This is a genomic window from Spirosoma luteolum, from assembly GCF_054778875.1.
In genome coordinates, this window is the sequence record NZ_BAAGZE010000008.1 from 1 (window position 1) to 24,236 (window position 24,236).

At 57.1% G+C, this 24,236-nt stretch carries 19 protein-coding genes and 1 tRNA gene; 12 read left to right on the top strand and 8 right to left on the bottom strand.

The genetic code is table 11. From position 1 onward, the window contains the following. Positions 1–320 precede the first annotated feature (320 nt). The 3 genes from tyrS to ACYVAC_RS14045 form a co-directional block, all read right to left on the bottom strand. Positions 321–1,622, bottom strand: a complete 1,302-nt coding sequence (gene tyrS / locus ACYVAC_RS14035; protein ID WP_461098326.1) for a tyrosine--tRNA ligase — start codon at positions 1,620–1,622, stop codon at positions 321–323. A 118-nt stretch (positions 1,623–1,740) separates the two neighbouring features. After that, positions 1,741–2,973, bottom strand: coding sequence for an S-adenosylmethionine:tRNA ribosyltransferase-isomerase (locus ACYVAC_RS14040; protein ID WP_461098327.1), 1,233 nt, complete (start codon positions 2,971–2,973; stop codon positions 1,741–1,743). Further along, positions 2,966–3,475, bottom strand: coding sequence for a hypothetical protein (locus ACYVAC_RS14045; RefSeq protein WP_461098328.1), 510 nt, complete (start codon positions 3,473–3,475; stop codon positions 2,966–2,968). The genes ACYVAC_RS14040 and ACYVAC_RS14045 overlap by 8 nt, the downstream gene beginning before the upstream one ends. Before the next feature lie 144 nt (positions 3,476–3,619). On the opposite strand from ACYVAC_RS14045, the gene ACYVAC_RS14050 reads away from it, so the two are divergent. Beyond that, positions 3,620–4,180: a cob(I)yrinic acid a,c-diamide adenosyltransferase gene (locus ACYVAC_RS14050; protein ID WP_461098329.1), complete on the top strand. Its 561-nt coding sequence runs from the start codon at positions 3,620–3,622 to the stop codon at positions 4,178–4,180. Between the two features lie 98 nt (positions 4,181–4,278). Continuing rightward, complete coding sequence (locus ACYVAC_RS14055) at positions 4,279–5,352, top strand: branched-chain amino acid aminotransferase (protein ID WP_461098330.1); 1,074 nt, start codon at positions 4,279–4,281, stop codon at positions 5,350–5,352. A gap of 60 nt (positions 5,353–5,412) precedes the next feature. On the opposite strand, the gene ACYVAC_RS14060 is transcribed toward ACYVAC_RS14055, so the two are convergent. Then, the gene (locus tag ACYVAC_RS14060) at positions 5,413–6,315 is read right to left on the bottom strand and encodes a histone deacetylase family protein (RefSeq protein WP_461098331.1); all 903 of its coding nucleotides are present in this window, start codon (positions 6,313–6,315) and stop codon (positions 5,413–5,415) included. A gap of 216 nt (positions 6,316–6,531) precedes the next feature. Between ACYVAC_RS14060 and ACYVAC_RS14065 the strand changes: the two genes are divergently transcribed. From ACYVAC_RS14065 to ACYVAC_RS14075, 3 genes are all read left to right on the top strand, one after another. Continuing rightward, a complete protein-coding gene (locus tag ACYVAC_RS14065) occupies positions 6,532–7,281 on the top strand; it encodes a glucose 1-dehydrogenase (protein WP_461098332.1) in 750 nt (249 codons plus the stop codon). A gap of 103 nt (positions 7,282–7,384) precedes the next feature. After that, complete coding sequence (locus tag ACYVAC_RS14070) at positions 7,385–7,825, top strand: hypothetical protein (RefSeq protein ID WP_461098333.1); 441 nt, start codon at positions 7,385–7,387, stop codon at positions 7,823–7,825. 42 nt (positions 7,826–7,867) lie between these two features. Further along, on the top strand, positions 7,868–8,185 hold the full coding sequence (locus ACYVAC_RS14075; protein ID WP_461098334.1) for a hypothetical protein: 318 nt from the start codon (positions 7,868–7,870) through the stop codon (positions 8,183–8,185). 102 nt (positions 8,186–8,287) lie between these two features. On the opposite strand, the gene ACYVAC_RS14080 is transcribed toward ACYVAC_RS14075, so the two are convergent. Both ACYVAC_RS14080 and ACYVAC_RS14085 read right to left on the bottom strand, forming a co-directional pair. Further along, entirely contained in the window at positions 8,288–8,920 is a 633-nt protein-coding gene (locus ACYVAC_RS14080; protein ID WP_461098335.1) for a YciE/YciF ferroxidase family protein, read from the bottom strand. 260 nt (positions 8,921–9,180) lie between these two features. After that, positions 9,181–9,252, bottom strand: a tRNA-Glu gene (locus ACYVAC_RS14085). A 183-nt stretch (positions 9,253–9,435) separates the two neighbouring features. Here ACYVAC_RS14085 and ACYVAC_RS14090 point away from each other — a divergent pair. The 3 genes from ACYVAC_RS14090 (at position 9,436) to ACYVAC_RS14100 (ending at position 14,661) form a co-directional block, all read left to right on the top strand. Beyond that, positions 9,436–12,006 carry a M14 family metallopeptidase gene (locus tag ACYVAC_RS14090; protein ID WP_461098336.1) on the top strand — a complete coding sequence of 857 codons (2,571 nt, stop codon included), beginning with the start codon at positions 9,436–9,438 and terminating at the stop codon, positions 12,004–12,006. A gap of 173 nt (positions 12,007–12,179) precedes the next feature. Next, positions 12,180–14,369 (top strand): carbohydrate binding family 9 domain-containing protein, encoded by a 2,190-nt coding sequence (locus ACYVAC_RS14095; RefSeq protein WP_461098337.1) that lies wholly within the window; start codon positions 12,180–12,182, stop codon positions 14,367–14,369. A 97-nt stretch (positions 14,370–14,466) separates the two neighbouring features. Further along, positions 14,467–14,661, top strand: coding sequence for a hypothetical protein (locus ACYVAC_RS14100; RefSeq protein WP_461098338.1), 195 nt, complete (start codon positions 14,467–14,469; stop codon positions 14,659–14,661). 79 nt (positions 14,662–14,740) lie between these two features. Here ACYVAC_RS14100 and dapA read toward each other — a convergent pair whose 3' ends face one another. Next, positions 14,741–15,640: a 4-hydroxy-tetrahydrodipicolinate synthase gene (dapA, locus tag ACYVAC_RS14105; protein ID WP_461098339.1), complete on the bottom strand. Its 900-nt coding sequence runs from the start codon at positions 15,638–15,640 to the stop codon at positions 14,741–14,743. Between the two features lie 47 nt (positions 15,641–15,687). Continuing rightward, positions 15,688–17,781, bottom strand: a complete 2,094-nt coding sequence (gene ligA / locus ACYVAC_RS14110) for an NAD-dependent DNA ligase LigA (RefSeq protein ID WP_461098340.1) — start codon at positions 17,779–17,781, stop codon at positions 15,688–15,690. Positions 17,782–18,021: 240 nt separating this feature from the next. Between ligA and rpe the strand changes: the two genes are divergently transcribed. From rpe to ACYVAC_RS14130, 4 genes are all read left to right on the top strand, one after another. Further along, positions 18,022–18,687 (top strand): ribulose-phosphate 3-epimerase, encoded by a 666-nt coding sequence (gene rpe / locus ACYVAC_RS14115; protein WP_461098341.1) that lies wholly within the window; start codon positions 18,022–18,024, stop codon positions 18,685–18,687. A 42-nt stretch (positions 18,688–18,729) separates the two neighbouring features. Beyond that, a complete protein-coding gene (locus tag ACYVAC_RS14120; RefSeq protein ID WP_461098342.1) occupies positions 18,730–20,139 on the top strand; it encodes an alpha-amylase family glycosyl hydrolase in 1,410 nt (469 codons plus the stop codon). 160 nt (positions 20,140–20,299) lie between these two features. Beyond that, positions 20,300–22,369 carry an OmpA family protein gene (locus tag ACYVAC_RS14125; RefSeq protein ID WP_461098343.1) on the top strand — a complete coding sequence of 690 codons (2,070 nt, stop codon included), beginning with the start codon at positions 20,300–20,302 and terminating at the stop codon, positions 22,367–22,369. Positions 22,370–22,399: 30 nt separating this feature from the next. Next, entirely contained in the window at positions 22,400–24,217 is a 1,818-nt protein-coding gene (locus ACYVAC_RS14130) for a glycosyltransferase family 39 protein (RefSeq protein ID WP_461098344.1), read from the top strand. Positions 24,218–24,236 lie beyond the last annotated feature (19 nt).

Below are 24,236 nucleotides of genomic sequence, written 5' to 3' on the forward strand. Positions count from 1 at the left end.
TCGTCAGGCCGTTGCCTGCTGATGTTTCCCGCTTCGTTCGATTTGGGAGTGCAAAGGTGGCGGTTTGTTTTGGGAAAGTCAAGTAAAAAGTAAAAAACTTTTTTCAAGCTGGTTTCGCAAGTCCGATCGCCGGGATGTTGAAAGGGGCGGGCCGTTGCCTGCCGGTGTTTCCCAGATCGGCGTGTTTCGTTCGATTTGGGAGTGCAAAGGTAGGGCGAAAAAGGGGCGGTTGTCAAGCCCGGCGGCCAAAATAGTGGGAACCGCCGGGCGGACAGGTGGGTAAGTGGCTCATCGTGCGCCACTTACCTGTTCATAATTTTTTAAACTTTTTTGAGTAGATGGTTTTTCTTGCCCTTCGAGATCAGCAAATACCGCCCCTGTAGCCACTCAACCGACACTGGAGCCGCTGGATCGCTCACCTTGGCCTTATTTATACTGACTGCATTTTGAGTGATTGCCCGACGGGCCTCCCCTTTCGATGCGTACACTTCACCCTGACTTGCTACCGATAGCAGATCCGTTATGTCTTTACAGGCTTCCAGCGCTTCGGCCGTGACCTCAGTTTGGGGTACACCTTCGAAGATCACATCGAATTCATCAATGTTGATCGATTGCAGCGTTTCGAGCGTGGCTTTGCCGAACAAAACCTCAGACGCTTTCACCGCCAGTTCGTAGCCCGCCTGCGAATGCACCCGGATCGTTACGTCTCTGGCAATGGCTTTCTGAAGAATCCGCAGGTGGGGTGCTTCGGTATGTTGCTGTTCCAGTTCTTCGATCGCTTCTTTCGACAGCAGCGTGAATACTCGTATGAATCGCGGACAATCGGCGTCGGCTGCGTTAAGCCAGAACTGGTAGAACTGATAAGGCGATGTCATAGCCGGATCAAGCCAGATGTTGCCTCCGGCCGACTTTCCAAACTTGGTTCCGTCTGCTTTTGTAATCAGTGGGGTCGTCAGGGCGAATGCCTGATGATCGTCTTTACCTTCAACTTGACCGCCTTCTTTCCGGCGAATCAGTTCGGTGCCGGTGGTAATGTTGCCCCACTGGTCGGAGCCGCCCATCTGTAGCCGTACCTGTTTATTCTTATAGAGCCAGTAAAAGTCGTAGCCCTGTAGGAGCTGGTATGAAAACTCCATAAACGACAGACCTGTCTCGAGCCGCTTCTTGACCGAATCTTTCGCCACCATATAGTTTACGGTGATATGCTGACCGGCCTCCCGCAGAAAGTCCAGAAAACTCATCTCTTTAAACCAGTCGTAGTTGTTGACCATTTCGGCCGCGTTGGCTCCCGAATCGAAATCGAGAAATCGGGTTAGCTGCGCCCGTATCCCTTCCTGATTCCGGCGCAGGGTTTCTTCAGACAGGTAATCGCGTTCGGTAGAACGTCCCGATGGGTCTCCGATCATTCCCGTGGCCCCCCCTACCAGCGCAAACGGTTTGTGGCCGGCCCGTTGCAGATGAACAAGGAGCATAATGGTTGCCAGGTTACCGATGTGCAGCGAAGCCGCTGTAGGGTCAAATCCGATGTAGCCAGCCGTCATCTCCTTCTGAAACTGCTCTTCGGTACCGGGTGTCATGTCGTGGAGCATGCCGCGCCAGCGGAGTTCATCAATAAAATTCATAGCGTGTATTAAGAATACGTAGCGCCCGCGCCCATAGCTAGGCAGCGCAACCGGGCTGGCAGGGCTATCTGTTTGTACGTTTATAGAGAACGAAACTAAAGGGTCGACAGGTAAGGCATCAGGTAGCGGGCAACAGGAGCGACGAGTCGCCGTAGCTTAAAAAACGGTATCCCGAATTCAGTGCTTCTGCATACACCCGACGCCAGTCTTCACCGATCAGGGCCGCAATGAGCAAAATCAGCGTTGACCCGGGTTGGTGAAAGTTGGTCACGATTCCTTTACAGAGCCGTAGTTTATAGCCGGGCGTTATGTAGATAGCGGTATGGGCCACCACCGATGCCTGACCAGACACGGTCAGATAGTTTAGCACGGCTTCCAGAGCAGCCGTTGGTGTTGGCTGCGCTTCGGCTGGCAGCTGATAAGCGTAATGCTGATCGAGCTGAAACGGATCGGGGTGGTGCTGCAACAGCCGGGCACCAATCCAGTAGAGACTTTCGAGCGCCCGCATCGAGGTCGTGCCAACAGGAATGATGCGGCCGATATGGCCTATTAGCTGCCGGATATTAGCCTGCGTGTACACAACCTGCTCGGCGTGCATCTGATGCTGCCGTGCGTCGTCAGTCTTGATAGGCTGGAATGTACCGGCTCCAACGTGCAGAGTCAGATAGTCGTGCTGAATACCGCGCTGCGCCAGGGCCTCGAACACAGCCGGCGTAAAATGCAGTCCGGCCGTCGGGGCCGCCACAGCACCATCCTGCGATGAATAAACGGTCTGATAGGTTTCCCGATCAGCCAGGGTAGCATCGCGTTTCAGGTAGGGTGGAAGCGGAATAGCTCCGGCCTGGCGGATTACCTGCGCGAACGACCAGGAAGCCGGGCTCCAGCTTAACTGTACGGCCGATTGGTCGACGTCGAACCAGTCGGCGCGCAGCAACAGCTTGCCATCGGGCGTAGGTATTATCGTTTCGAGCGTTTCGCCAGCCTTCCAGCGTTTGCGGTTACCGATCATAGCCTGCCAGACGGTCGATCCGGTTGCCTCCATCGCCAGGCTGATCGGGGGCACCATTTCGGCATCGGGCGAGAACGGATTAAGCAGGAACAACTCGATCAGTGCCCCCGTAGCCCGCGCAAAGTGCAGTCGTGCCGGAATTACTTTGGTATTGTTGAAAACCAGGAAACTATCGGCCGGCAACTGGGCCGGCAGATCGGTGAAGGCAGCGTGCTGAATCTGACCGTTTCGGTAGACCAATAGCCGGGATGCATCGCGTTGTGCCAGCGGAAAGCGGGCAATACGGTCGTCGGGAAGATCATACTGGTATTGACTCAGCAGCAGATCGGGCAGCTCATTCATCGGCAGCAGGTTTCATGAATAACCGAATGGGCAGAGCCGCCAGTACGACAATCAGAATCGCTGTACAGACGGGCAACAGAAAACCGTAATCCAGAAAACGGGCGGGGCGGTCGGATCGGTTCAGCAACGATAAGACTAGCAGGCCCAGCGCCAAAATGGTTGTAACAGCCGCCGTCAGGGCCTGAAACCAGTTGATGAACACCGTATTGAGCTGGGAGCGATGCGCCGTCCAGAGGGGCTGATTGGGCACAGCCAGCCGCTCGGAGGGCACCCGTGGAAATAGGCGCCCCAGGGCATTCAGACTGGTCAGGCTGAACAGAAAAATACCAATAGCCACATAGAAAAGGGTCTCGCGGTTGACGTACTGGATGGCGCGGTTAGTATCGTCGAAACGAACGGCCACCTCCTCGGGATAGGCGATGTAGCTACTGAACAGCGCAACCAGAAACCCCAGGATGGACAGGATCCGCCAGACACGAACAAAAAAGGTACCTGTTTTCATGACAATCGAAGCGTAAATCGGCAGGAGCCGGTGTCGCCATGGGCAGCACCGACGCCTGCATTAAAATCAGGGTGCAAAGGTAGCCGAGGATTGCGCGGTTTACACAGATTGTGCGGAGATTTGGCCCTGCTTCACCCGATCGTTATGAAGATATACACAAAAACAGGCGACGCCGGCCAGACCGCGCTCATTGGTGGTCGCCGGGTTAGTAAGGCCGATCTGCGGATCGATAGCTATGGTACGGTCGACGAACTGAACGCTTGGATTGGCCTGCTGCGCGATCAGCCGGTCAATACCAGTCGCGCCGATGTGCTCAAGGAAATTCAGGACCGGCTGTTTACAGTTGGTGCCGAATTGGCTACCGATCCCGAGAAAGGCGTTAACCGGCCCATGCCCGCCATTATTGCCGACGATGTCACGCTGCTCGAGACCAGTATGGATGCGATGGATGCCACGTTACCCGAACTGCGGGCCTTTGTGCTGCCGGGCGGTCATCCGAGCGTGTCGTTCTGCCACCTGGCCCGTACGGTCTGCCGGCGGGCCGAGCGGCTCGTGATTGCCCTCAACGAACAGCACCCCGTTGACCCACTGGTGCTGCAGTACCTCAATCGCCTGTCTGATTACCTGTTTATGCTGAGCCGGGCAATGACTCAGGAGCTAGGGGCCGATGAAATCGCCTGGACACCCCGACGGACAGCCGGGTAAAAGAAAGTTGTCTTGACAACTAAACATCCTGCCGCTAATTTTTTAGCTTTGCCACAGACAGACCACAGCGGCCTAACGTATTAACCAATAGCCTGATCATGACGACGGACGTCTTGCAAATTGAATTACGGAAAGCGGAACGCTCCCGGATTCAGGAGGTAGATTTTAATCATCTGCCTTTCGGAAAACATTTCTCTGACCACATGTTTGTTGCTGACTTCATGGATGGTCAGTGGCAAAATCAGATGATTGTCCCCTTCGACAATTTCACCCTAAGTCCGGCTTTGTCGTCGCTACATTATGGTCAGTCGATTTTCGAAGGCATGAAAGCCTTTAAAAACGATGCGGGCGATGTGCTTATGTTCCGGCCCCACGCCAATCTGGAGCGGATGAACGAATCGGCCCGACGGATGTGCATGGCTACGCTCACCGAAGAGGTCTTCATGGGTGGCCTCGAAGCCCTGCTTAAAATCGATGCCGACTGGATACCCACTACACCCGACGGTTCGCTGTATATCCGGCCCTACATGTTCGCTACCGATACCTTCCTGGGGGTTGCGCCATCGAAAACATACCGGTTCTGCATTTTCACCTGCCCGGTTGGTGCTTATTACACCAATCCGCCCAAGCTGAAAGTCGAAACGGAGTACATCCGGTCGGCACCGGGTGGTGTTGGTTATGCGAAATGCGCCGGTAACTACGCCGGTTCGATGTACCCTACCCTGCTGGCTCAGCAGCAGGGCTACGATCAGCTGATCTGGACCGACGCCCGCGAGCATAAATACATTGAAGAATCGGGCACGATGAACATCATGTTCGTCATCGACGGTAAGCTGGTTACCCCCGCTACGTCGGATTCAATTCTGAAAGGTGTGACCCGCGATACGCTCCTGCAGATTGCCCGAGGCTGGGGTATCGACGTGGAAGAGCGGCAGGTATCGATCGACGAGGTAGTGAGTGGCATCGAAAACGGCCGCCTGACCGAAGCCTTTGGCGCCGGCACCGCCGTGGTTGTATCGCCCTACTCCCTTATCGGCTACAACGGCACCGATTACATGCTGCCCGAGTTTGCCCCCGAAGATTCGATGGCCGTACGGCTGAAAAATCAGTTGAATGCCATCCGGACGGGTAAGGTCGAGGACACATTTGGCTGGGTGCACCGGGTAGCGTAATCACCCCGCCCCCACAGGCATTTATAACGGTCGTCCGAGTAGTCGGGCGGCCGTTTTGCGTTAGAAATAAAGCGAGCTGGCCAGGCGAAACGTATTGCAGTGCGCTTCGACAATATCGGTCAGGCGGGGCGAGTAGCCGCCCCCCATCGACACCGTCAGGGGCAGGTTGTGCCGCCGGGCCTCTTCCATCACAAATGCATCACGTTGCCGGCACCCCTCCCGACTGACCGCCATTTTACCCAGCCGGTCTGATGCCAGAATATCGACCCCCGACACAAAAAACAGACAATCGGGCTGCACCTGCGCAATCAGGCGAGGCAGCGTGTCGTAAAGCGTGTTCAGATATAACTCATCGGCGGTTCCCGTGGGCAGCTCGATGTCGAGATCTGACTGTTCTTTCCGAAGCGGGTAGTTGTCTTTTCCGTGCATACTGAAGGTAAACACCCGCGGCTCGTGCTGAAACATCACGGCGGTGCCGTTACCCTGGTGCACATCGAGGTCGATCACCAGCACCTGACGGGACAGCCCCGTGCTGAGGAGGTAATGGGCCGCCACACCTACGTCATTGAGCATGCAGAACCCCTCGCCCCGATCGGGGTAAGCGTGGTGCGTACCGCCGGCCACATTGAGCGCAATACCATCCTGCCGTGCCTTCTGCGCGCAGTCGATTGTTCCCTGCGTAATGATCCATTCGCGTTCGATAAGTTCGGGCGTCAGCGGAAACCCGATCCGGCGCACCATAGCCGGTGGCACAGTAAGCGTCCTGAGCTGATCGACATAGGCAGGCGTGTGCACCCCAAGCACCCACGCATCGCTGACAGGGCCGGGTCCGAAAAAATTAGCTTCCGTACAGGTTCCTTCATAGAGTAGTTGCTCATAAATCAGCTCGTATTTCAGCATCGGAAACCGGTGACCTTCTGGTAGCCGAAGCCGATAGACCGACGAAAACGCAATTTGTAACATGCAGCAGATGAGGCCACAGGGCCCGGGTAAATCAGTTGATGAATACGGAGCCGTGCTGGCCCGCCGATAAGCGAACACCAGGCAATCGGGTGTCGGTTCGGCATACCTGGGGTCAGACAGGCTTCACGCAAAACCCATTAATTTCGTAACCAGCTGTTGCCCGATGGTGTTACCAGAGAACGTAGTTAATCAATCGCTGCATAACCCAGGCAATTTATGAAGACAGCCATCATCACCGGAGGAGGCCAGGGCATCGGCCGTGTTGCCACCCAATATTTACTTACCCACGGCTTTCGCGTGGCCGTTTGGGAAGCCGATACCGAAGCGATCAACGAATTGCGCGATGCGTTCAAAGCCTCCTCGGCACAGCTGCTGTTTGTTTCCTGCGACGTATCGCACGATGCCAATGTGCGCAAAGCTGTTGAACAGACCCTTGCCCATTTTGGCCAGATCGATGTACTGATCAACAACGCGGCCCAGATGACGGAGAAATCGCTCGAGAAACTCACCCTGGAGGAATGGAACCGGGTGATCGGCACCAACCTGACCGGTACGTTTCTGTGCGCTAAACACTGTGCCCCACACATCGCTGCCCAGCGCGGCTCGATCGTTAATATGTGCTCGACCCGGGCCTTCCAGTCGGAACCGGATACGTTTGCCTACTCGGCCTCTAAAGGTGCCGTACTGGCCCTCACCCACTCGCTGGCCATCAGTTTGGGCCCCGATGTGCGGGTTAACTGCATCAGTCCGGGCTGGATCGACGTGTCGGGTCTCAAGAAAAACGCGAAGGCCAAACCCGAAGAACTCCGCCCCGAAGATCATGCCCAGCACCCGGCCGGCCGGGTAGGTACAGCCGACGATATCGCCCGCATGATTCTGTTTCTGATTGCCCCCGAGAACAGCTTCATCACCGGCCAGAATTTCGTGGTGGATGGGGGCATGACCCGAAAAATGATTTACGTATAAAAACACCAGCGCAAGGCATCTGGTTACATAGGAACCACTAACACAGTTTAGCTTTTACTATTGCCAACTTCTGCCTAACTAGCCAGATATACTTCATCATCCTATGACTATAGAGGTTACCACTGACTCGCAGACAGCTCCGTTTGAAGTACTTGATCTGCAGGTTTCTACCCCCCGGGTGCTGGGATCGCTGCGACTCTCTATCGATTTCCTGTACCGGTCGGGGCGGGCCAATCGCCATCTGAATATTCCGTCGCTGACCTGGTTTGATGCCAGTCAGTTACAGCGTTTCTCGCAGGAACTGGCCGTAGCGCAGTATCCGGAAAACTGTCAGGTCGACCTGATCGATGCCGGCATCCGGCTAACGGGTTCGGTGCGCCGACTGGCCGGCCGCTGGACAACCGGGCGTACCGTGTTTATCGAACCGCTCGATTCGGCGCTCCTACCCTTTACTCCCTTCACGATTCACGCGTCGCTGGCCGACGTAACTACGTATTCCAAAAAGCTATACACCCGACTCTGGGAAGTTTTTACCCGCGGCTAGTCGACTCCCGGTGCAGCCGCATTACGCAACCCAACCCAACCTATGGAAAATACCAACCAGGATGCCATGCTGAATCAGCAGGATCCGACCTTTAGCCCCGAAACCGGTGGTCCGGTGCAGACGCCCGACGAATCGACCATGATGGACGAACAGTACGACCCCACTGACCTGTCGGGCGACGCGCAAACGATGCCGTCGACGCCGACCGACGAGCAGGATCAGGCAGCTGGCCGGTTCGGAGCTGCATCGGGTAGCCCAAACATGGAGCCCGACAATCACAACTGGGGCAACGGCGATACACTTGGCAACAACGACGGTACCGAGCCCAGCCCTGAGCGCACCGACGAAGAGTCCATCTGATTCACTCCAACACACAATTGCCCCGCTAGTTCCGACTTCCCGGATGGGTAAGTCGGAACTAGCGGGGCAATTGCGTTAAATACCAGATGAAACTGTTTCCGATCAGACACCCAGTGGGCCGCCCAGGGTGACATCGCTGTCGGTCGTATGTAAAGGTGCCCGGCTCTCGTGATGACTGCCGGGCGTTTCTTCTTTTCGGGCCTGCAGATTTACGAATGATTCGGCCAGTTCGGTCAGCCGGCGGTCAGCGGCTTTCTCTTCGTTGAGTGTTTGTTCCAGCAGTTCGACCGATTGATCGAACCCAAGCACCCGCGCCAGCGTCAGTAACGACCCGTAGGATGCAATCTCGAAGTGTTCGAGCTTCTGGGCAGCAATGATCAGCGAGGCATCGCGTGTCAGTGAGCCATCCTGTGTGTCGTTTACGGCAAATTTGGCATCGTTGATCAGGCCGTCGACCGCGTGGCTTGCGTTTTCCTTTGCCTCAACACTCAATATTCTGAATATCGACTCGAGCCGGCTGATGTGCGTGCGGGTTTCGTTCTGGTGGTCGGCAAAGGCAGCCCGTACTTCGTCGCTGGTGCCGGCATCAGCTTGCCTCCCTAACGCATCGACAATATGGCGTTCGGCGTAAAAGATGGTTTTCAGTTCGGTAATAAATAAGTCCCGGAGGCCTTCGTCGGCTTCGGTGTCCTGACCACCCAAGAAGTTTGAAATTCGGTCGGTTAGTGATACCATCGTTCTGTTGTTTACGAGATTGTTCAGTTGCTCACTGAAAGAGTGCCATTTTCGTGCCACCTGCTGACAATCAATGCATTACCCTAAACAAGGCAGTCCGTTTGTGTGCATTTTTCCCCGAGTTGTCCTATTATATCCCATCGGGCCTTTCCCGTTTGGTGGTTCCGGCAACCAGTGAGCGGGTTATGCGCAGCGTTCGGCGGGGTCCGAAACGCAAAAAGCCCACCGGTGAGGGTGGGCTTTTCAACTTGATCGTTAGGTGACCGATACGGGAATCGAACCCGTGTTACCGCCGTGAAAGGGCGATGTCCTAACCGCTAGACGAATCGGCCGTCTTTGTGAAAGACCCACTAGCTTGTCGGTGTGTGCCGTGCTAGTGGCGAATCGTGGTGCAAAGGTAAGGCGCCGATTCAATAATGCAATACCTGCCTCAAAAAAAAATTTACAAAAAGCCGTTCCTGTACGTTTTAGGCCTATTTTTGAGCACGTTAGCATTTAAAAATTTTTCTTCCTCTATGAAGTACGTTTTCCTGATGGCAGGCTTACTGACAGCCACACTCGCGGGTAGGGCGCAGACCACGCCTGCCCCGGGCACGGCCCAGTCGGCCAGTACCCTAATGTCGCCCGAGCAGTTTCTGGGTTATCGTGTTGGTGAACAGTATACGCCCCACCGGCAAGTGTTGGCTTATGCCGAACAGGTAGCCAAACAACTGCCCAACCGGGTCAAACTGATTCCGTACGGTAAGTCGTATGAAGGGCGACCGCTTATGGTAGCACTGCTGGCTTCGGAAACCAATATGAACCGACTCGAGGAAATACGGACCAACAACCTCAAACGGGCGGGCCTGCTCGACGGCCAGCCCAGCGGCAATAACCCCGCCATTGCCTGGCTCAGTTACAACGTACACGGCAACGAAGCGGTCAGTTCCGAGGCTTTCATGGACGTGCTGTATCGGCTGGCGCTGAACAACGATCCGGTTTCGCAGAAGGTCATGAATACATCGGTCGTTATTCTGGATCCCGGCCTCAACCCCGATGGACACGACCGTTATGTGAACTGGTTCAATCAGATGGTGGGCTCTGTACCCGACCCGAATCCCTCGGCCCGCGAGCATAACGAACCCTGGCCCGGTGGCCGGTACACCCACTACCTGTTCGATCCGAACCGCGACTGGGCCTGGCAAACGCAGGAGATTACGCAGCAGCGCATGGCGCTCTACCACCAGTGGATGCCCCACGTACACGGCGATTTTCACGAGATGGGGTATGAAAGCCCGTATTACTTCGCGCCGTCGGCTAAGCCTTATCACGAAGACATCACCCCTTTCCAGCGTCAGTTTCAGCAAACCATCGGGCAGTACTGCAGCCGCTATTTCGACCAGAAGGGCTGGCTGTACTACACCCGCGAACGGTTCGACCTGTTTTACCCGAGCTATGGTGACACCTACCCTACCTACAACGGGGCCATTGGCATGACCTATGAGCAGGGCGGCAACAGCCGGGCAGGGCTGGCTATCGAAAAAGCCGATGGCGACACGCTCACGCTGCGCCAGCGGATCGATCACCACGTGACCAGCAGTATTGCCACGCTGGAGTCGGTTGCCGACAAAGCGCCTGAAATCGTTACGGAGTTCGGGCGATTTTTCGAGAAATCGCGAACGGCCCCCATCGGCACATACAAAAGCTACGTTGTCAAAACCAATGGCGATGCCGGCCGGCTCAAAGCCCTGCAGCAACTGCTGGACCGCAACAAAATCAGCTATGGCTACGCGGGCAAACGGTTCAACGCTCCCGGTTTCAACTACCTGAATCAGAAAAATGAAAAGTCGGTAACGATAGCGGCCGAGGATATGGTCATCAGCGCTTACCAGCCTAAATCGACGCTGCTCAAGATTCTGTTCGAGCCTAAATCGGCCCTTGAAGATTCGGCGACCTACGACATCACGGCCTGGTCGCTCCCCTACGCCTTTGGCCTGCCCACCTATGGCCTGACCACACGGCTGACGCCGGACATCCAGGCACCAGCTGCCAAACCGGCCACAACCACATCGGCCGCTACGACCACCCGGCCTTATGGCTACGTGGTGCGGTGGCAGTCGATGCCGGCCGTTCAAATGCTGGCGGCCCTGCTGAAGCAGAAAGTACGGGTGCGGGTAGCCGAAAAACCGTTCGAACTCGAGGGCAAAACCTACCCCACCGGTACGCTGATCGTGACCCGGGGTAACAACGAACACCTGGGCGCCCGGCTCGACGCGCTGATTCGGGCCGAAGCAACCCGCACCGGGGCCGATATGACCCCCGTACAAAGCGGCTTTGTGGCCAAGGGTTCCGACTTCGGGTCTGATTTCGTAACGGCTTTAAAAGCACCCCGGGTGGCCCTTGTGGTTGGCGAAGGCACGCTGCCTCCGGCTGCCGGTGAGGTCTGGCATTACTTCGACCGGGAGCTGCAGTACCCCGTATCGTTGCTCGACGGCAACAGTCTGGGCAATACGGAGTGGAACCGGTTCGACGTGCTGGTGCTGCCCACCAACTATAACTACGGCCGTTTCCTGAACGATCGTGTGCTGACCCAGCTTAAAGACTGGATTCGGGGGGGCGGTAAACTCATTGCCCTCGAACGGGCCACGGCCTTCCTGGCGGGAAAAGATGGGTTCGACCTGAAAGAAAAAGCCGGCACCGACAGTAAAGCCAGCAAAGGGGCCCTCATCGATTCGCTCAAGCTCTATGCAGACCGCGAACGTTCGGCCATTTCCGACGAAACGCCGGGCAGCATTTACCGCGTTACCATGGACAGCAGCCACCCGCTGGGTTTTGGTCTGGCCGATGGTTACTACTCGCTTGTTCAGAACGCCTACAATTTCGATTTCCTGAAAGAAGGCTGGAACGTCGGGTATCTTAAAAACGACAATTACGTGGCTGGTTTCACTGGCCGCAACGCCAAAAACAAGCTGAAGAACACGCTGCTCATGGGTGTTCAGTCGATGGGCCGTGGCAACATCGTGTATCTGGCCGATGACCCGCTGTTCCGGGGCTTCTGGTATGGCGGCAAACTCCTGTTCGGTAACGCCGTCTTCATGGTGAACTAAACCCATCCGGGCAATCAGGTTATTTTCAGGGTGCCAGAGCGGCACCGGTCGGTAGGCCGGTGCCGCTTATCGTTTCCAGCGACCACTCATCTACTTATGTAGAATTACAGGGCTGATGGTCGGGGTATTTGCCTAGGATGCCGTTCTTTGTCACTTGAAACAATAAACCGGCGGTGAAAGCACTTTTATCGATACTGATTGCGGCAGCACTTTGTACACCCGCATGGGCGCAAAAAAAGAATGAACCCTATCAACTCCACATCAGTCGGGCGACAGCGCCCATTGTGATCGACGGGGCGGCCGACGAACCTGCCTGGTCGACTACTGAACTGGCGTCGAACTTCTGGATGGTACTGCCGATGGATACCAGCCGGGCCCGTGTACGGACCGACGTACGGATGGCCTACGACGATCAGTATCTTTATCTGAGCGCCGTGTGCCACCACAGCGACGTGCCTGGCCCCTACATCGTCGAATCGCTCCGGCGCGACTGGGCCTTCGCCAAGAATGATAACTTCCTCCTCTTTCTCGATACGTTCGACGATCAAACCAATGGGTTTGCCTTCGGCCTGAACGCGGTTGGCGCGCAGTGGGATGCGTTGCTCTTCGAAGGCAGTAAGGCCAATCAGAGCTGGGACAACAAATGGATTTCGGCGGTTCGCAACTATGCCGATCGCTACGTGATCGAGATGGCGATTCCCTTTAAAACCCTGCGTTACAAACAGGGTACGACCCGCTGGGGGATCAATTTCGGTCGGCAGGATCTCAAATCAACCGAAAAATCAGCCTGGGCACCCGTTCCACGGCAGTTCCCGACGGCTTCGCTTGCTTACACAGGTGTGCTGGTCTGGGATCAGGCGCCCCCGGCCCCCGGCCCCAATATCTCGCTGATTCCGTATGTGCTGGGGGGCCTCACCCGCGACTATCAGAACGGCATACCGAATCAGACGCGCTTTACCGCCGGGCTCGACGCCAAGGTGGCCATTACATCGTCGCTCAACCTAGATCTGACCGTCAACCCCGACTTTTCGCAGGTCGACGTCGATCAGCAGGTAACTAACCTCGACCGGTTCGAACTGTTTTTTCCGGAGCGCCGGCAGTTCTTCCTCGAAAACGGGGATCAGTTCACCAACTTTGGCTACAGCACAATCCGCCCCTTTTTCAGCCGGCGCATCGGGTTGGGTGGCGTGCCCATCCGGTTTGGAGCGCGGCTGAGCGGTAAACTCAACAAAGACTGGCGGCTGGGTATTATGGACATGCAAACCGGCCAGGTCGACGAAACCGGACTGCCCGCCCAGAACTTTGCCGTTATGGCGCTGCAACGGCGGGTTTTCGCCCGGTCGAATGTAGGCGTGCTCTTTGTGAACAAAGAGTCGCTGAACTACAACCCGGTTACCGACAAGGGTGGCTATTCCCGCTACAACCGCAACCTGGGCGTTGAATACAACCTGGCATCGGCCAATAACCTGTGGAGCGGTAAAGCGCTGTACCTGAAATCGTTCAGCCCAACCCAGTCGGGCGATGATGCCGTGGTGGCGGGCAACCTGCAGTATAACAGCCGGCAGTGGCTCATTGGCGGACAGCTGGAATCGGTAGGGCGCAACTACACCGCCGAAGCCGGCTACGTACCCAGGCGTGGGTATCGGCGCGGCATGGCTACGCTGGGCTACAGCTTTCTGCCCGTAGGCGGCTCGGTGCTAAGCCACGGCCCCACGGTTAGCTCGTATTATTTCTTCGACGCCAGCGGCCGGCAGAGCGATAACGAATCGGTACTGAGCTACAGCCTGACGTTCCGCAGCCGCAGTGTACTGACGGGCTGGGTCGCCACTGATTTTGTACGGCTTCTGAGCCCGTTCGATCCAACCAACTCGGGGCGCGAAACACTGGCAACGGGTACCGAGCACCGCTGGACCGCCTGGGGCACGAGTTTCGTATCGAAGCCGCAGAGCCTCTTTACCTACGGATTCACGTCCCGCTATGGCGGCTACTACGCCGACGGCACCCGCCTGAACCTGACCGCCGATCTGGGCTACCGGTTTCAGCCCTACGTCAGTCTGGCCGCCAGCGCCAGCTATAATGACATTCGGTTGATGGCTCCCTGGGGCCGAACCAGGTTCTGGCTGGTAGGCCCTCGCTTCGACCTAACGATGACCAACACGGTCTACCTCACTACGTTTGTACAGTACAATGAACAGCAGAAAAACATGAACATAAACGCCCGTCTGCAGTGGCGTTACAAACCGGCATCTGACCTGTTCCTGGTTTATACCGACAATTACCTCCCTAACATGGGCGGTCCGGATTTATTTTCGATTAAAAACCGGGCGCTTGTTCTCAAATTCACCTACTGGTGGAATGTATAGGGGATTCGGGCGCAAACAAAGCCGATTGGTAGCAGTTTAGTTTACATTCCTGACCTGTGGCCGGGTGTATTTCACTCACTGATAATCAATCGACAGTATGAAAACTTACCTGCGTTTTGCCCCCATCGCATTTGTAGCCGTGCTGCTGCTCACACTGATGACCAGCTGTGCCGCTATCGGCGATATATTTAAAGCGGGTGCCTATACCGGCATCATCGGCGTCATTGTGGTGGTTGCCGTTATCATCTGGGTTATTTCCAAGCTGTTCGGTGGTGGCCGGGGCAACGCCTAGCTCATCTGAACAACCGCTATACACAACAAGGCCCGACTACAAGCGTAGTCGGGCCTTGTTGTGTATGGGCGCAGGGCCTTTACTGGGCAACCAGTTCGAGCAGACCGTCGCGTTGCAGTACCACGCGCTGCCGTTCGGCCAGATCGTCGGACGCCCGCATCAGCGGTAGTCGAACCTCCGCCGAAATCAGGCCCATCATGTCGAGCAGACTCTTTACACCCACCGGGTTGCCTTCCTCATAAAGCAGTGGGTCGATCCGCAGAAAATGCCCCAGCTCTTTCTGCGCAGAGGCAAAATCGCCTTGCAGGGCAGCATCGATCATAGCCGAGAACCGGGCCGGCAGTGCGTTGGCAATAACCGACATCACGCCCACGCCACCAATGCTGATGATGGGTACGGCCTGCACGTCGTCGCCCGAGATGAGCAGAAAATCGTCGGGCTTGTCGCGCACAATCTCCATGCACTGTTCAATCACACAGGACGCTTCTTTCACGCCGATGATGTTGGGGTGCTGGGCCAGTTCGCAGATGGTTTCGGCCGACATGTTGATGCCGGTCCGGAACGGAATGTTGTAAAGGATTACCGGCACCGGGCTGGCGTCGGCAACGCGGGTGAAGTGTTCGATGACACCCCGTTTGCCGGGTTTGTTGTAATAGGGGCAAACCGACAGGATGGCGTCGACCCCCTGAAAATCGATGTCTTTCATACCGGCTACAACCTCGCTCGTGACGTTGCCGCCAACCCCGTACACGATGGGCAGATTCTTCGGGTTGTTTTCCTTCAGATACTGCAGCAGCTGTTTCTTTTCGGCCTTGGTCACCGTGGGCGATTCGCCGGTGGTGCCCTGAAGAACGATGTAGCGAACGCCCCCGTCGGAGACGTGGCGGATTACCCGGCCGAAGCCGTCGAAATCAATCGAATGATCGGCGGTAAAGGGCGTCACGATAGCGACGCCGACGCCGTGAAAGGTTGTGTTCATGCTGCTGCAAGCCGGAATGTTACGACAAAGTTACGAGTTTTATGGGGTTAAATGATTTCGTCGCCCAGCATCGCCATAAACTCGGCTTCGGTCAGCATGGGCACGTTCAGCTTTTGGGCTTTTTCGAGCTTCGACGGTCCGGCATTCTCGCCCACGATCAGGTAGTTCAGCTTCTTGGAAATGCCGCTGAGCACCCGACCGCCGTTGGCTTCGATCTTCGCTTCGAGCTCTTCCCGGCCGAAGTTGGCAAATGTGCCGGTGTAAAGAAACGTTTTGCCGGTCAGCCGATCGCTCTCGGCCTCGACCACCACTTTCTCCGTAACGAACCGCAACCCTGCCTGCCGCAGCCGCTCGACGTAGGCCCGGTTCTCCGCATGAGCAAACCAGTCGGCTACGCTTCGGGCAATGCGGGGACCAATGTCGGGCACCGCCGATAGCTGCTCGAAGGAAGCCTCCATCAGCGCGTCCATCGTGCCGAAATAATCGGCCAGCCGCTCGGCGGTAGTATTGCCCACGTAGCGGATACCGAGCCCGAACAGCACATTGGTGAACGACTGCGTTTTGGATCGTTCGATAGCCGTCAGGATATTGTCGACCGTTTTCTGGCCGAACTTCACGACCCGTACCCGGGTCGGCTCGTCGCTCAGGGCATCGGCTGTTTCGGCTATCGGATACGCTTTTTCCAGTCCCAGCAGTTGCTCGTTGGTCAGGTCATAGAGGTCGGCGGGGGTCGACACCAGCCCCCGGTCGATCAGCAGCTGAATTTTTCCTTCGCCCAGGCTCTCGATGTTCATGGCCCGGCGTTGAATGAAATGCTCGAAACGGGCCTGCCGCTGGGGCGGACAGCCGGCTTCGTTGGGGCAGTACACGTTGGCCTCGCCCTCGGTCCGCACGAGTGGCGTACCGCAGGCCGGACAGGTGATGGGGTACACGATCGGTTTGGTCTGTCCGGTTCGTCGTCCCAGATCGACGCCCGTTATTTTAGGAATGATTTCGCCCCCCTTCTCTACGAATACCGTGTCGTGGAGCTGCACACCCAGCCGCTCAATCTCGTTGGGATTGTGGAGCGAGGCCCGTTTGACCACCGTGCCGGCCAGCAGAACCGGGGCCAGCAGCGCCACCGGCGTCACAGCCCCAGTACGCCCCACCTGGTACTGAATGCCGTTGAGGGTGGTGCTGGCTGCCTGCGCCTTGTATTTGTAGGCGATGGCCCAGCGTGGGCTCTTGGCCGTATAACCCAGCTCGCGCTGCTGATCGTAGCGATTTACCTTGATAACGATGCCATCGGTACCCAGCGGCAACTCGAACCGGCGGGTTTCCCACGAGTGGATATAGGCCATGACCTCGCTGATGCTGGCGCACTTCTGCCAGGTAGGCGACACATTGAACCCCCAGCGGGTCATGGCAATCAGACTTTCCTCGTGGGTCTGCACCACGTCGGTGCCGTCGGCCTGGGGATCGGCCAGAAACGAGTAGAGATAACAGTCGAGCCGGCGCTGGGCCACGGCGGCCGAGTCCTGCTGCTTAAAGGTGCCCGATGCTGCGTTGCGCGGATTAGCCAGCAGGGGCTCGCCGATGTCCTCGCGCTCGCGGTTGATACGTTCAAACTCGGCCAGCGGCAGAAAGCCCTCGCCCCGCACTTCGAACAGCGCCGGCGCATCGTCGGCCCGGATCCGGAGCGGTACCGTGCGGATGGTGCGGATGTTGTTCGTGATATCATCGCCCCGCACACCGTCGCCCCGGGTAGCGCCCTGCACCAGCACGCCGTTTTCGTAGGTCAGGCTGAGGGCTACCCCGTCGAATTTCAGCTCACAGATGTATTCGTAAGGCTCATCGCGCAGGCCTTTGCGGACGCGGTTGTCGAACTCGGCCAGGTCTTCTTCCGAGTAGGTGTTCCCCAGCGACAGCATAGGGAACCGGTGGTAGACAGTTGGAAATTCTTTACTGATAGTGCCTCCCACGCGGAGCGTCGGCGAGTCGGGCCGGCGCAGATCGGGGTATTGTTTCTCCAGCTCCGTCAGTTGCTGAAGCGTCTGGTCGAACGTAAAATCATCGACCTCCGAGGTGCTGTTCTGGTAGTACTGATGGTTGTACCAGTTGAGTCGGTCGGTCAGTTCATTGATTTGCTGCTGGGGATTCATAGAGCGAAAAACAGGGGCGCCAGCCGGTTGGCGCGGGTCAGTGAGGCAGTTTGCGGCAGCCTATGCCGAATCCTCGATAAAGCCGGCAATATTGGTTTTGTTTCGTCGATCAACCAAAAAAATAGTAGTTTTACAGGATAAAAAAGCGCTCGCTGAGCCGGGTGCTGGCTCAACTGGTTTGTCGAGCAGACACCATCCGGGCCGGCAAACCAACGCGCCAGCGAACCGCTCTGAACGCCTATGCCTGCTATCGCCCCATCGCTCCTTGCCGCCGACTTTGCCCATCTTCAGCGTGCATTCGAACTCGTCAACCACAGCGAAGCGGACCTCTTACACTTCGACGTCATGGACGGGGCCTTCGTGCCCAACATCTCCTTTGGCTTTCCGCTGCTGCAGGTAGCTAAGACGTACTGCCAGAAGCCAATTGATGTGCACCTGATGATCAACGATCCCGATCGTTACCTGGAAGCCTTTGCCGAAGGCGGAGCCGCTGTGATTCACGTGCATTACGAAGCCTGTACCCACCTCAACCGAACGCTGGCCCGTATTCGGGAGCTGGGCTGCCGGGCAGGTGTGGCCCTCAACCCCCATACACCCGTTTCGCTGCTCGAAGACAGTCTGGACCAGATCGACGTGGTGCTGATCATGTCGGTTAACCCGGGTTTTGGCGGGCAGTCGTTCATACCCCATACGCTTCGCAAAATTGCCCGGCTCAAACAGCTGCTGACCGACAATGGGTCGTCGGCGCTGATCGAGGTAGACGGGGGCGTCAGCGCCGATAATGCTCCGGCGCTGCTGCGGGCCGGCACCGATATCCTGGTGGCCGGCAGTTCTGTTTTCGGTGCCGACGATCCGGCAGCCGCCATCCACACCCTGAAGCACACCTCAACAACCTGGCCTGCCTAGCTGACACCTATCCTAACCGGATCGCTTTTACATCCGTACCACATGATTAAGACGTATCTGCTTACCCTGGTCAGTGCCTGTGTGCTGACAACCGCCTGCCGGGAAACTCAGAAAACTACGACCGATACGCCCCCATCGACTGCCGATACGCTGATGGCCGGCGCGCCCGCGGCTCCCGAATGGGCCAAAAACGCCACCATCTACGAAGTTAATACGCGTCAGTTTTCGCCCGAGGGCACCTTCAAATCCGTGGAAGCACAGCTGCCCCGACTGAAGGAAATGGGCGTCGACATCCTGTGGATGATGCCCGTTTTTCCGATTAGTCAGGAAAACAAAAAAGGTACGCTGGGCAGCCCCTATGCCGTTGCCGACTACAAAGCCATCAATCCCGCCCTCGGCACACTGGCCGACTTCAAATCGCTGGTTAACCGGGCCCACGCCCTGGGTATGCACGTAGTACTCGACTGGGTGGCCAACCACACCGGCCGCGATCATGTGTGGGTAAAAAAGCACCCCGACTGGTACACGCTGGTGAAAGGAAAAATGGTGGCGCCGATCGATCCTAAAAACGGCAAGCCTACCGACTGGACCGACGTGGTCGACCTGAACTACGACAACCCGGCCATGCGGGCCGGCATGATCGATGCCATGCGCTACTGGGTGAAAGAAACCGACATCGACGGCTACCGCTGCGACGTGGCCAGCTTCGTGCCGATCGATTTCTGGAAGCAGCTGCGCCCCCAGCTCGACAGCCTGAAGACCGTGTTTATGCTGGCCGAATCGGAAGACGACCCGGAGCTGTTCAAGGCCTGTTTCAACATGAATTACAGCTGGAGTCTGCACAACATGATGAAGGCCATCGCGAAAGGGGCCCGCAAGGCGCCCAGTCTCGACTCGCTCCGCGACGCCAACCGCAAACGGTATCCGGCCTGGTACTACCAGATGCTCTTCACGCAGAATCACGACGAGAACAGCTGGCACGGTACGCTCAATGAATCGTTCGGACCGGCGACCAACGCCATGATCGTGCTGTGCAGCACGCTCGAGGGAATGCCGCTGGTGTATAACGGTATGGAGTCGAACCTCAACAAACGGCTGCCTTTTTTCGAGAAGGACAGCATCAGCTGGGGTACGTACGAAAAGGCAGGCTTTTTCAAGGCCCTGCTAACCCTGAAGCACCGCAACCAGGCACTCTGGAATGGTCGCGACGGCGGCCCGGTACAAAAGATCGTTACCGACCACGACGAAGCTATTTATGCGTTTCACCGGCAACGCGACAACGACCGGGTAACGGTACTGGTAAACCTGAGCAATCAGCCCCAGACATTCCGGCTGACGGGCGAAGGCTACGAAGGCACCTACACCGATGTGTTTAGCCGCCAGCCCATCGAGCTGATTCCAAACATGTCGATGACGCTCAAACCCTGGTCGTACCGGATCATGACCAACTAGGCCCTGCCTGTCGGTACATGATTTGCTGGCAACTCATTACAATCGATTACCAGTGGGCGCGATAAAACCGGTGATGGCTACACAAACGGGTGTTCGCCCAGCGTTTGTAAGCTAAGACGGGTGGTGGCCCCTGGCAGACTGTGTTATCAACTGAGTTATTATGCGTATCTGGAGTATCCTGACAGGCTGGCTGGGCGTAGCAGCGGTGACAGCCGGTCAGGCGCAACCCGCAACAGAAGTCACCTTACAGTGGGCGAGTCGCGTTATCGGCGTGTCATCGGAAAAACGGGGCGAGCAATACGGGCAGCAGTATCGGGCCTCACAGGCGCTTGGCCACCCCAGCAAATTACCCCAGCTGGGTGCCAGCCCAACGGCCTGGGCTCCGCAGCTACCCGACAACCCCACCGACGACTGGATTCAGGTGGGCTTTCCGGCGCCCATGACCGCCCGGCAGGTGGTGGTTGCCGAAAACGTAAACCCCGGCGCGGTATCGCGCATTGTGGTTACCGACGACAAGGGTACCGACCATACGGTATTCACCAACCCAACCCCGCAGCCCCGCGCCGAGCCGATCCTGCGCGTTCCGCTACCCGGTACCGGCCTCACGGTGGTCCAGGTGAAGGTATTTCTGAACGGAGCCGCCATCAAGGGTATCAACCAGATCGACGCCATTGGCCTGACCACCCACACCAACCCGGTTGTGGCCGACATCAGACTGGCCAAGGGTACGCCCAGTCAGATTGTTAAGGAGAACCTGGGCAAAACCGTAAACTCGCCCGGGCAGGAAGTAGCCCCCGTAATTACACCCGACGGCCGTACGCTTTACTTCACCCGCAATTACAACAAAGCCAACATCGGCGATCCCGACCGGCAGGATGTCTGGTACTCGACCCTGTCTACGGGTACCAACGGCACCCCGGCCGGCTGGTCGGAAGCCGTGAACATCGGCCCGCCCATCAACAACGCCAGCGACAACGCCATCAGTGGTATCTCGGCCGATGGCAAAACCGTGTATCTTCTGAATCTGTACCAGCCCAACGGAGCCACGACCTACGGCTTTTCCAAGTCGATCCGGACCCGAATCGGCTGGTCGTTTCCAGTTGGGCTAACAATTAAAAACAACTACAACCTGCCCGAACGCGAGAGCGACAACTCGGTGCTGACCGAACTGACCGTGTCGCCCGATGAGCGGGCCATGATTCTATCGGTGCGCCGGCGCGACACGCAGGGCGACCGCGATCTCTACGTGACGCTGCTGTTGCCCGACCGTACCTGGAGTGAGCCCGTGCACCTGGGCAACGTGATCAATACGGCCGATACGGAAAGTGCCCCCTTCCTGGCCTCCGACAACAAAACGCTCTATTTCACCTCTAAAGGCCACCCCGGCTATGGCAACGGCGACATTTTCGTATCGCGCCGGCTCGATGAGTCGTGGGGTAACTGGAGCGAGCCCGAGAATCTGGGGCCGGCCATCAATACCGCCGAATGGGACGGCTATTTTACCATCCCGGCCGCCGGCGACTATGCCTACCTGAGTTCGCGGGCGGGGTCGATGGGCGAAGACGATATTTTCCGGCTCAAGCTGTTCCCGACCATCCGCCCCGATCCGGTGGCCATTGTATCGGGGCAGGTGCTCGATGCCCAGACCAAAAAACCGATTGCGTCTGAGGTTGTCTCCGATCTGTTTGGCGAAAAACATTCGATAACCAAGGTAGCCTACGACCCCGAAACCGGCGAATTCAAACTGATTCTGCCTACCCAGCACCGGTACACGCTCAGAGCCACCCAGAAGGGCTATTTCCCGACTACCGAAGTACTCGATCTGAGCAAAGACAAACGGTTCCGCGATATTCGCCGGAATCTGTACCTGCTCAAAATTGAGCCGGGTCAGATCATTACCATGCGCGAAGTCCTGTTCGAACAGAGCCAGTATGCGCTCTCGCCCGGTGCCGACGCCGAACTCGACCAGGTAGCCGAGATGCTCACGACCTACCCAACCATGGAGCTGCTCATCGAAGGCCACACCGACAATCAGGGCGACTGGGAGCCCAATATGAAGCTGGCCAACGACCGGGTCCGCGTGGTAAAAGAATACCTGCTGGGCAAAGGCATCGCCGACAATCGGCTCCAGACCAAAGCCTGGGGGCCCAGCAAGCCCGTAGCCAGCAATGAAACCGAGGAAAAGCGCAAGCTGAACCGGCGGGTAGAATTCACCATCCTGAAACTATAGGTACGGGCATTTTGCTGTAGTTTTGGCGCAATGACTGCACTAACCACCCATACTACCCGGTTACTCGTTGGCCTGATCCTGTTACTGACTATTGGCTTGCGGCTCTACCGACTCGACACCTACGGCATCTACTTCGATGAAAAAGCGACCCTGCTCGTCAGCCAGAGTGTAGTGATGGAGGGCTACAACCAGAAAGATGTATTTGGCAAGCCGTATTTCACGCCGGCCGAATTCTGGAAGCCCAAGACTTTTACCGATTTCATGGAAGCCGACACGCGCAGCGATATCGGCAACAGCCCGGCTTACTACGCCGTCGTGTGGGCCTGGATCAACCTGTTTGGGCCAAGCGATGCGTCGCTTCGTATGCCCTCGGTTATTTTCAGCACGCTGCTGGTCTTTCTGGTCTTTGCCTTTGTCAGGCGCCATTTCCGCTTTCTGGGCGAGGGCGAAACCAATGCCCTGGCGCTGCTGAGCGCCTTCATAGCGGCCATCGAGCCGTTTTTTGTAGCCTACAGTCACATTGCCCGTAACTATTCGATGACGTTCTGCATGACGCTGCTGGCTACACATCTGTTCCTGTTGATCATGGAGCGGACCGGCCAGCGCGGAACCACGGCGGCACCAGGCAAACGTCCGTCGCTACCACTGCTGTACGTTTTTTATGCCCTCGCGTTTATCACCTCGGTCCTGTGTCATTTTCTGACCGTGACGGTGTTTCTCTGCCACGGCATCTACGCCCTTCTTTACCTGCGCAACCCCCGCGCCTGGGTCAGTCTGGCCGTTACGGGCGCTATCGGGCTCGGGCTGGTTTCGCTCTGGTTTATTTTCGGGGGCGGGCAATACACGTTCTTTACCCTCGATTACCAGGCCAAATTCTACCGCAACATCGCCCTCACCAATCCAACGGGCAGTCCCTTCGGCCTGATCCTGCCGGCCACCATTCCGAACATTGCCGTGCGGGCCCTGCCGATCTTCGCCGACCTGTTCATGCCGACCAACGGCCTGGGCGTGGCTATGACCGGTATCCGAAACTCCGCGCTGGCCCTCGTGCTGGGCGCCGTGGCTACCTTTCTGCTCCACCGGTTCTGGTCGGTCGAGAAACCGCCCGTCTGGGCCTACGTGGCCATTCCGCTGGTGCTGCTGGCGGGTGTCCCTATCTATACCGTGGTGCCCGATCGGCTGCTGGTCCTGTCGGGCGCCCTGCCGTTCCTGTATCTGATATGGCGTTACGTGGTCGGGCATACCACGCCAGCCAGTCGCCCGCTCATCACGATGCTGGTGCTGCTCACGTTTATACCTACCTTTTTCCTGCTGTTTTCGGCCTGGCGCGCTGGCCACACCTTTGGCATTACGCAGCGGTATTCGGGCTTCTCCTTTCCCTATGTCTGCATCTTTGTGGCGATGGGCGTGCGGCAGCTGACGGCCGCCCGCTGGTGGCTGGCCACACCGATCTGGGCGCTGGTGCTGCTGCAGCTGGCACACATCGTACAACTGCTGGGGGCTATTTACGACGATAAAGCCCCCAAATACACCTACTTCGACCGGCCTCGCGAAGCCAACCCCTACTGGCGGGCCGCTCAGAGCCTGATTCAGCAGTACAGCCCGGGCGATACCATTCTGTATCCAAACAAAAAACGGGTCATCTATTCCGAAGCAATCGATAAGAGCTTTACGCCACTTTCGCTGCTGGATGCCCAGCTGATGAACGTTTACCTGCCCAAAGACGCTACCTATATTCAGCGTATCGACGCGGGCGAGCCCGACCGCATCGTACTGGTGAAGGGGCGCACCGGAAAAAAAATCACTATTTTTGATTTCAAAGGCGCTACCTACCGTTACGGTGACTAGCCCATTTACTCATCAGCCA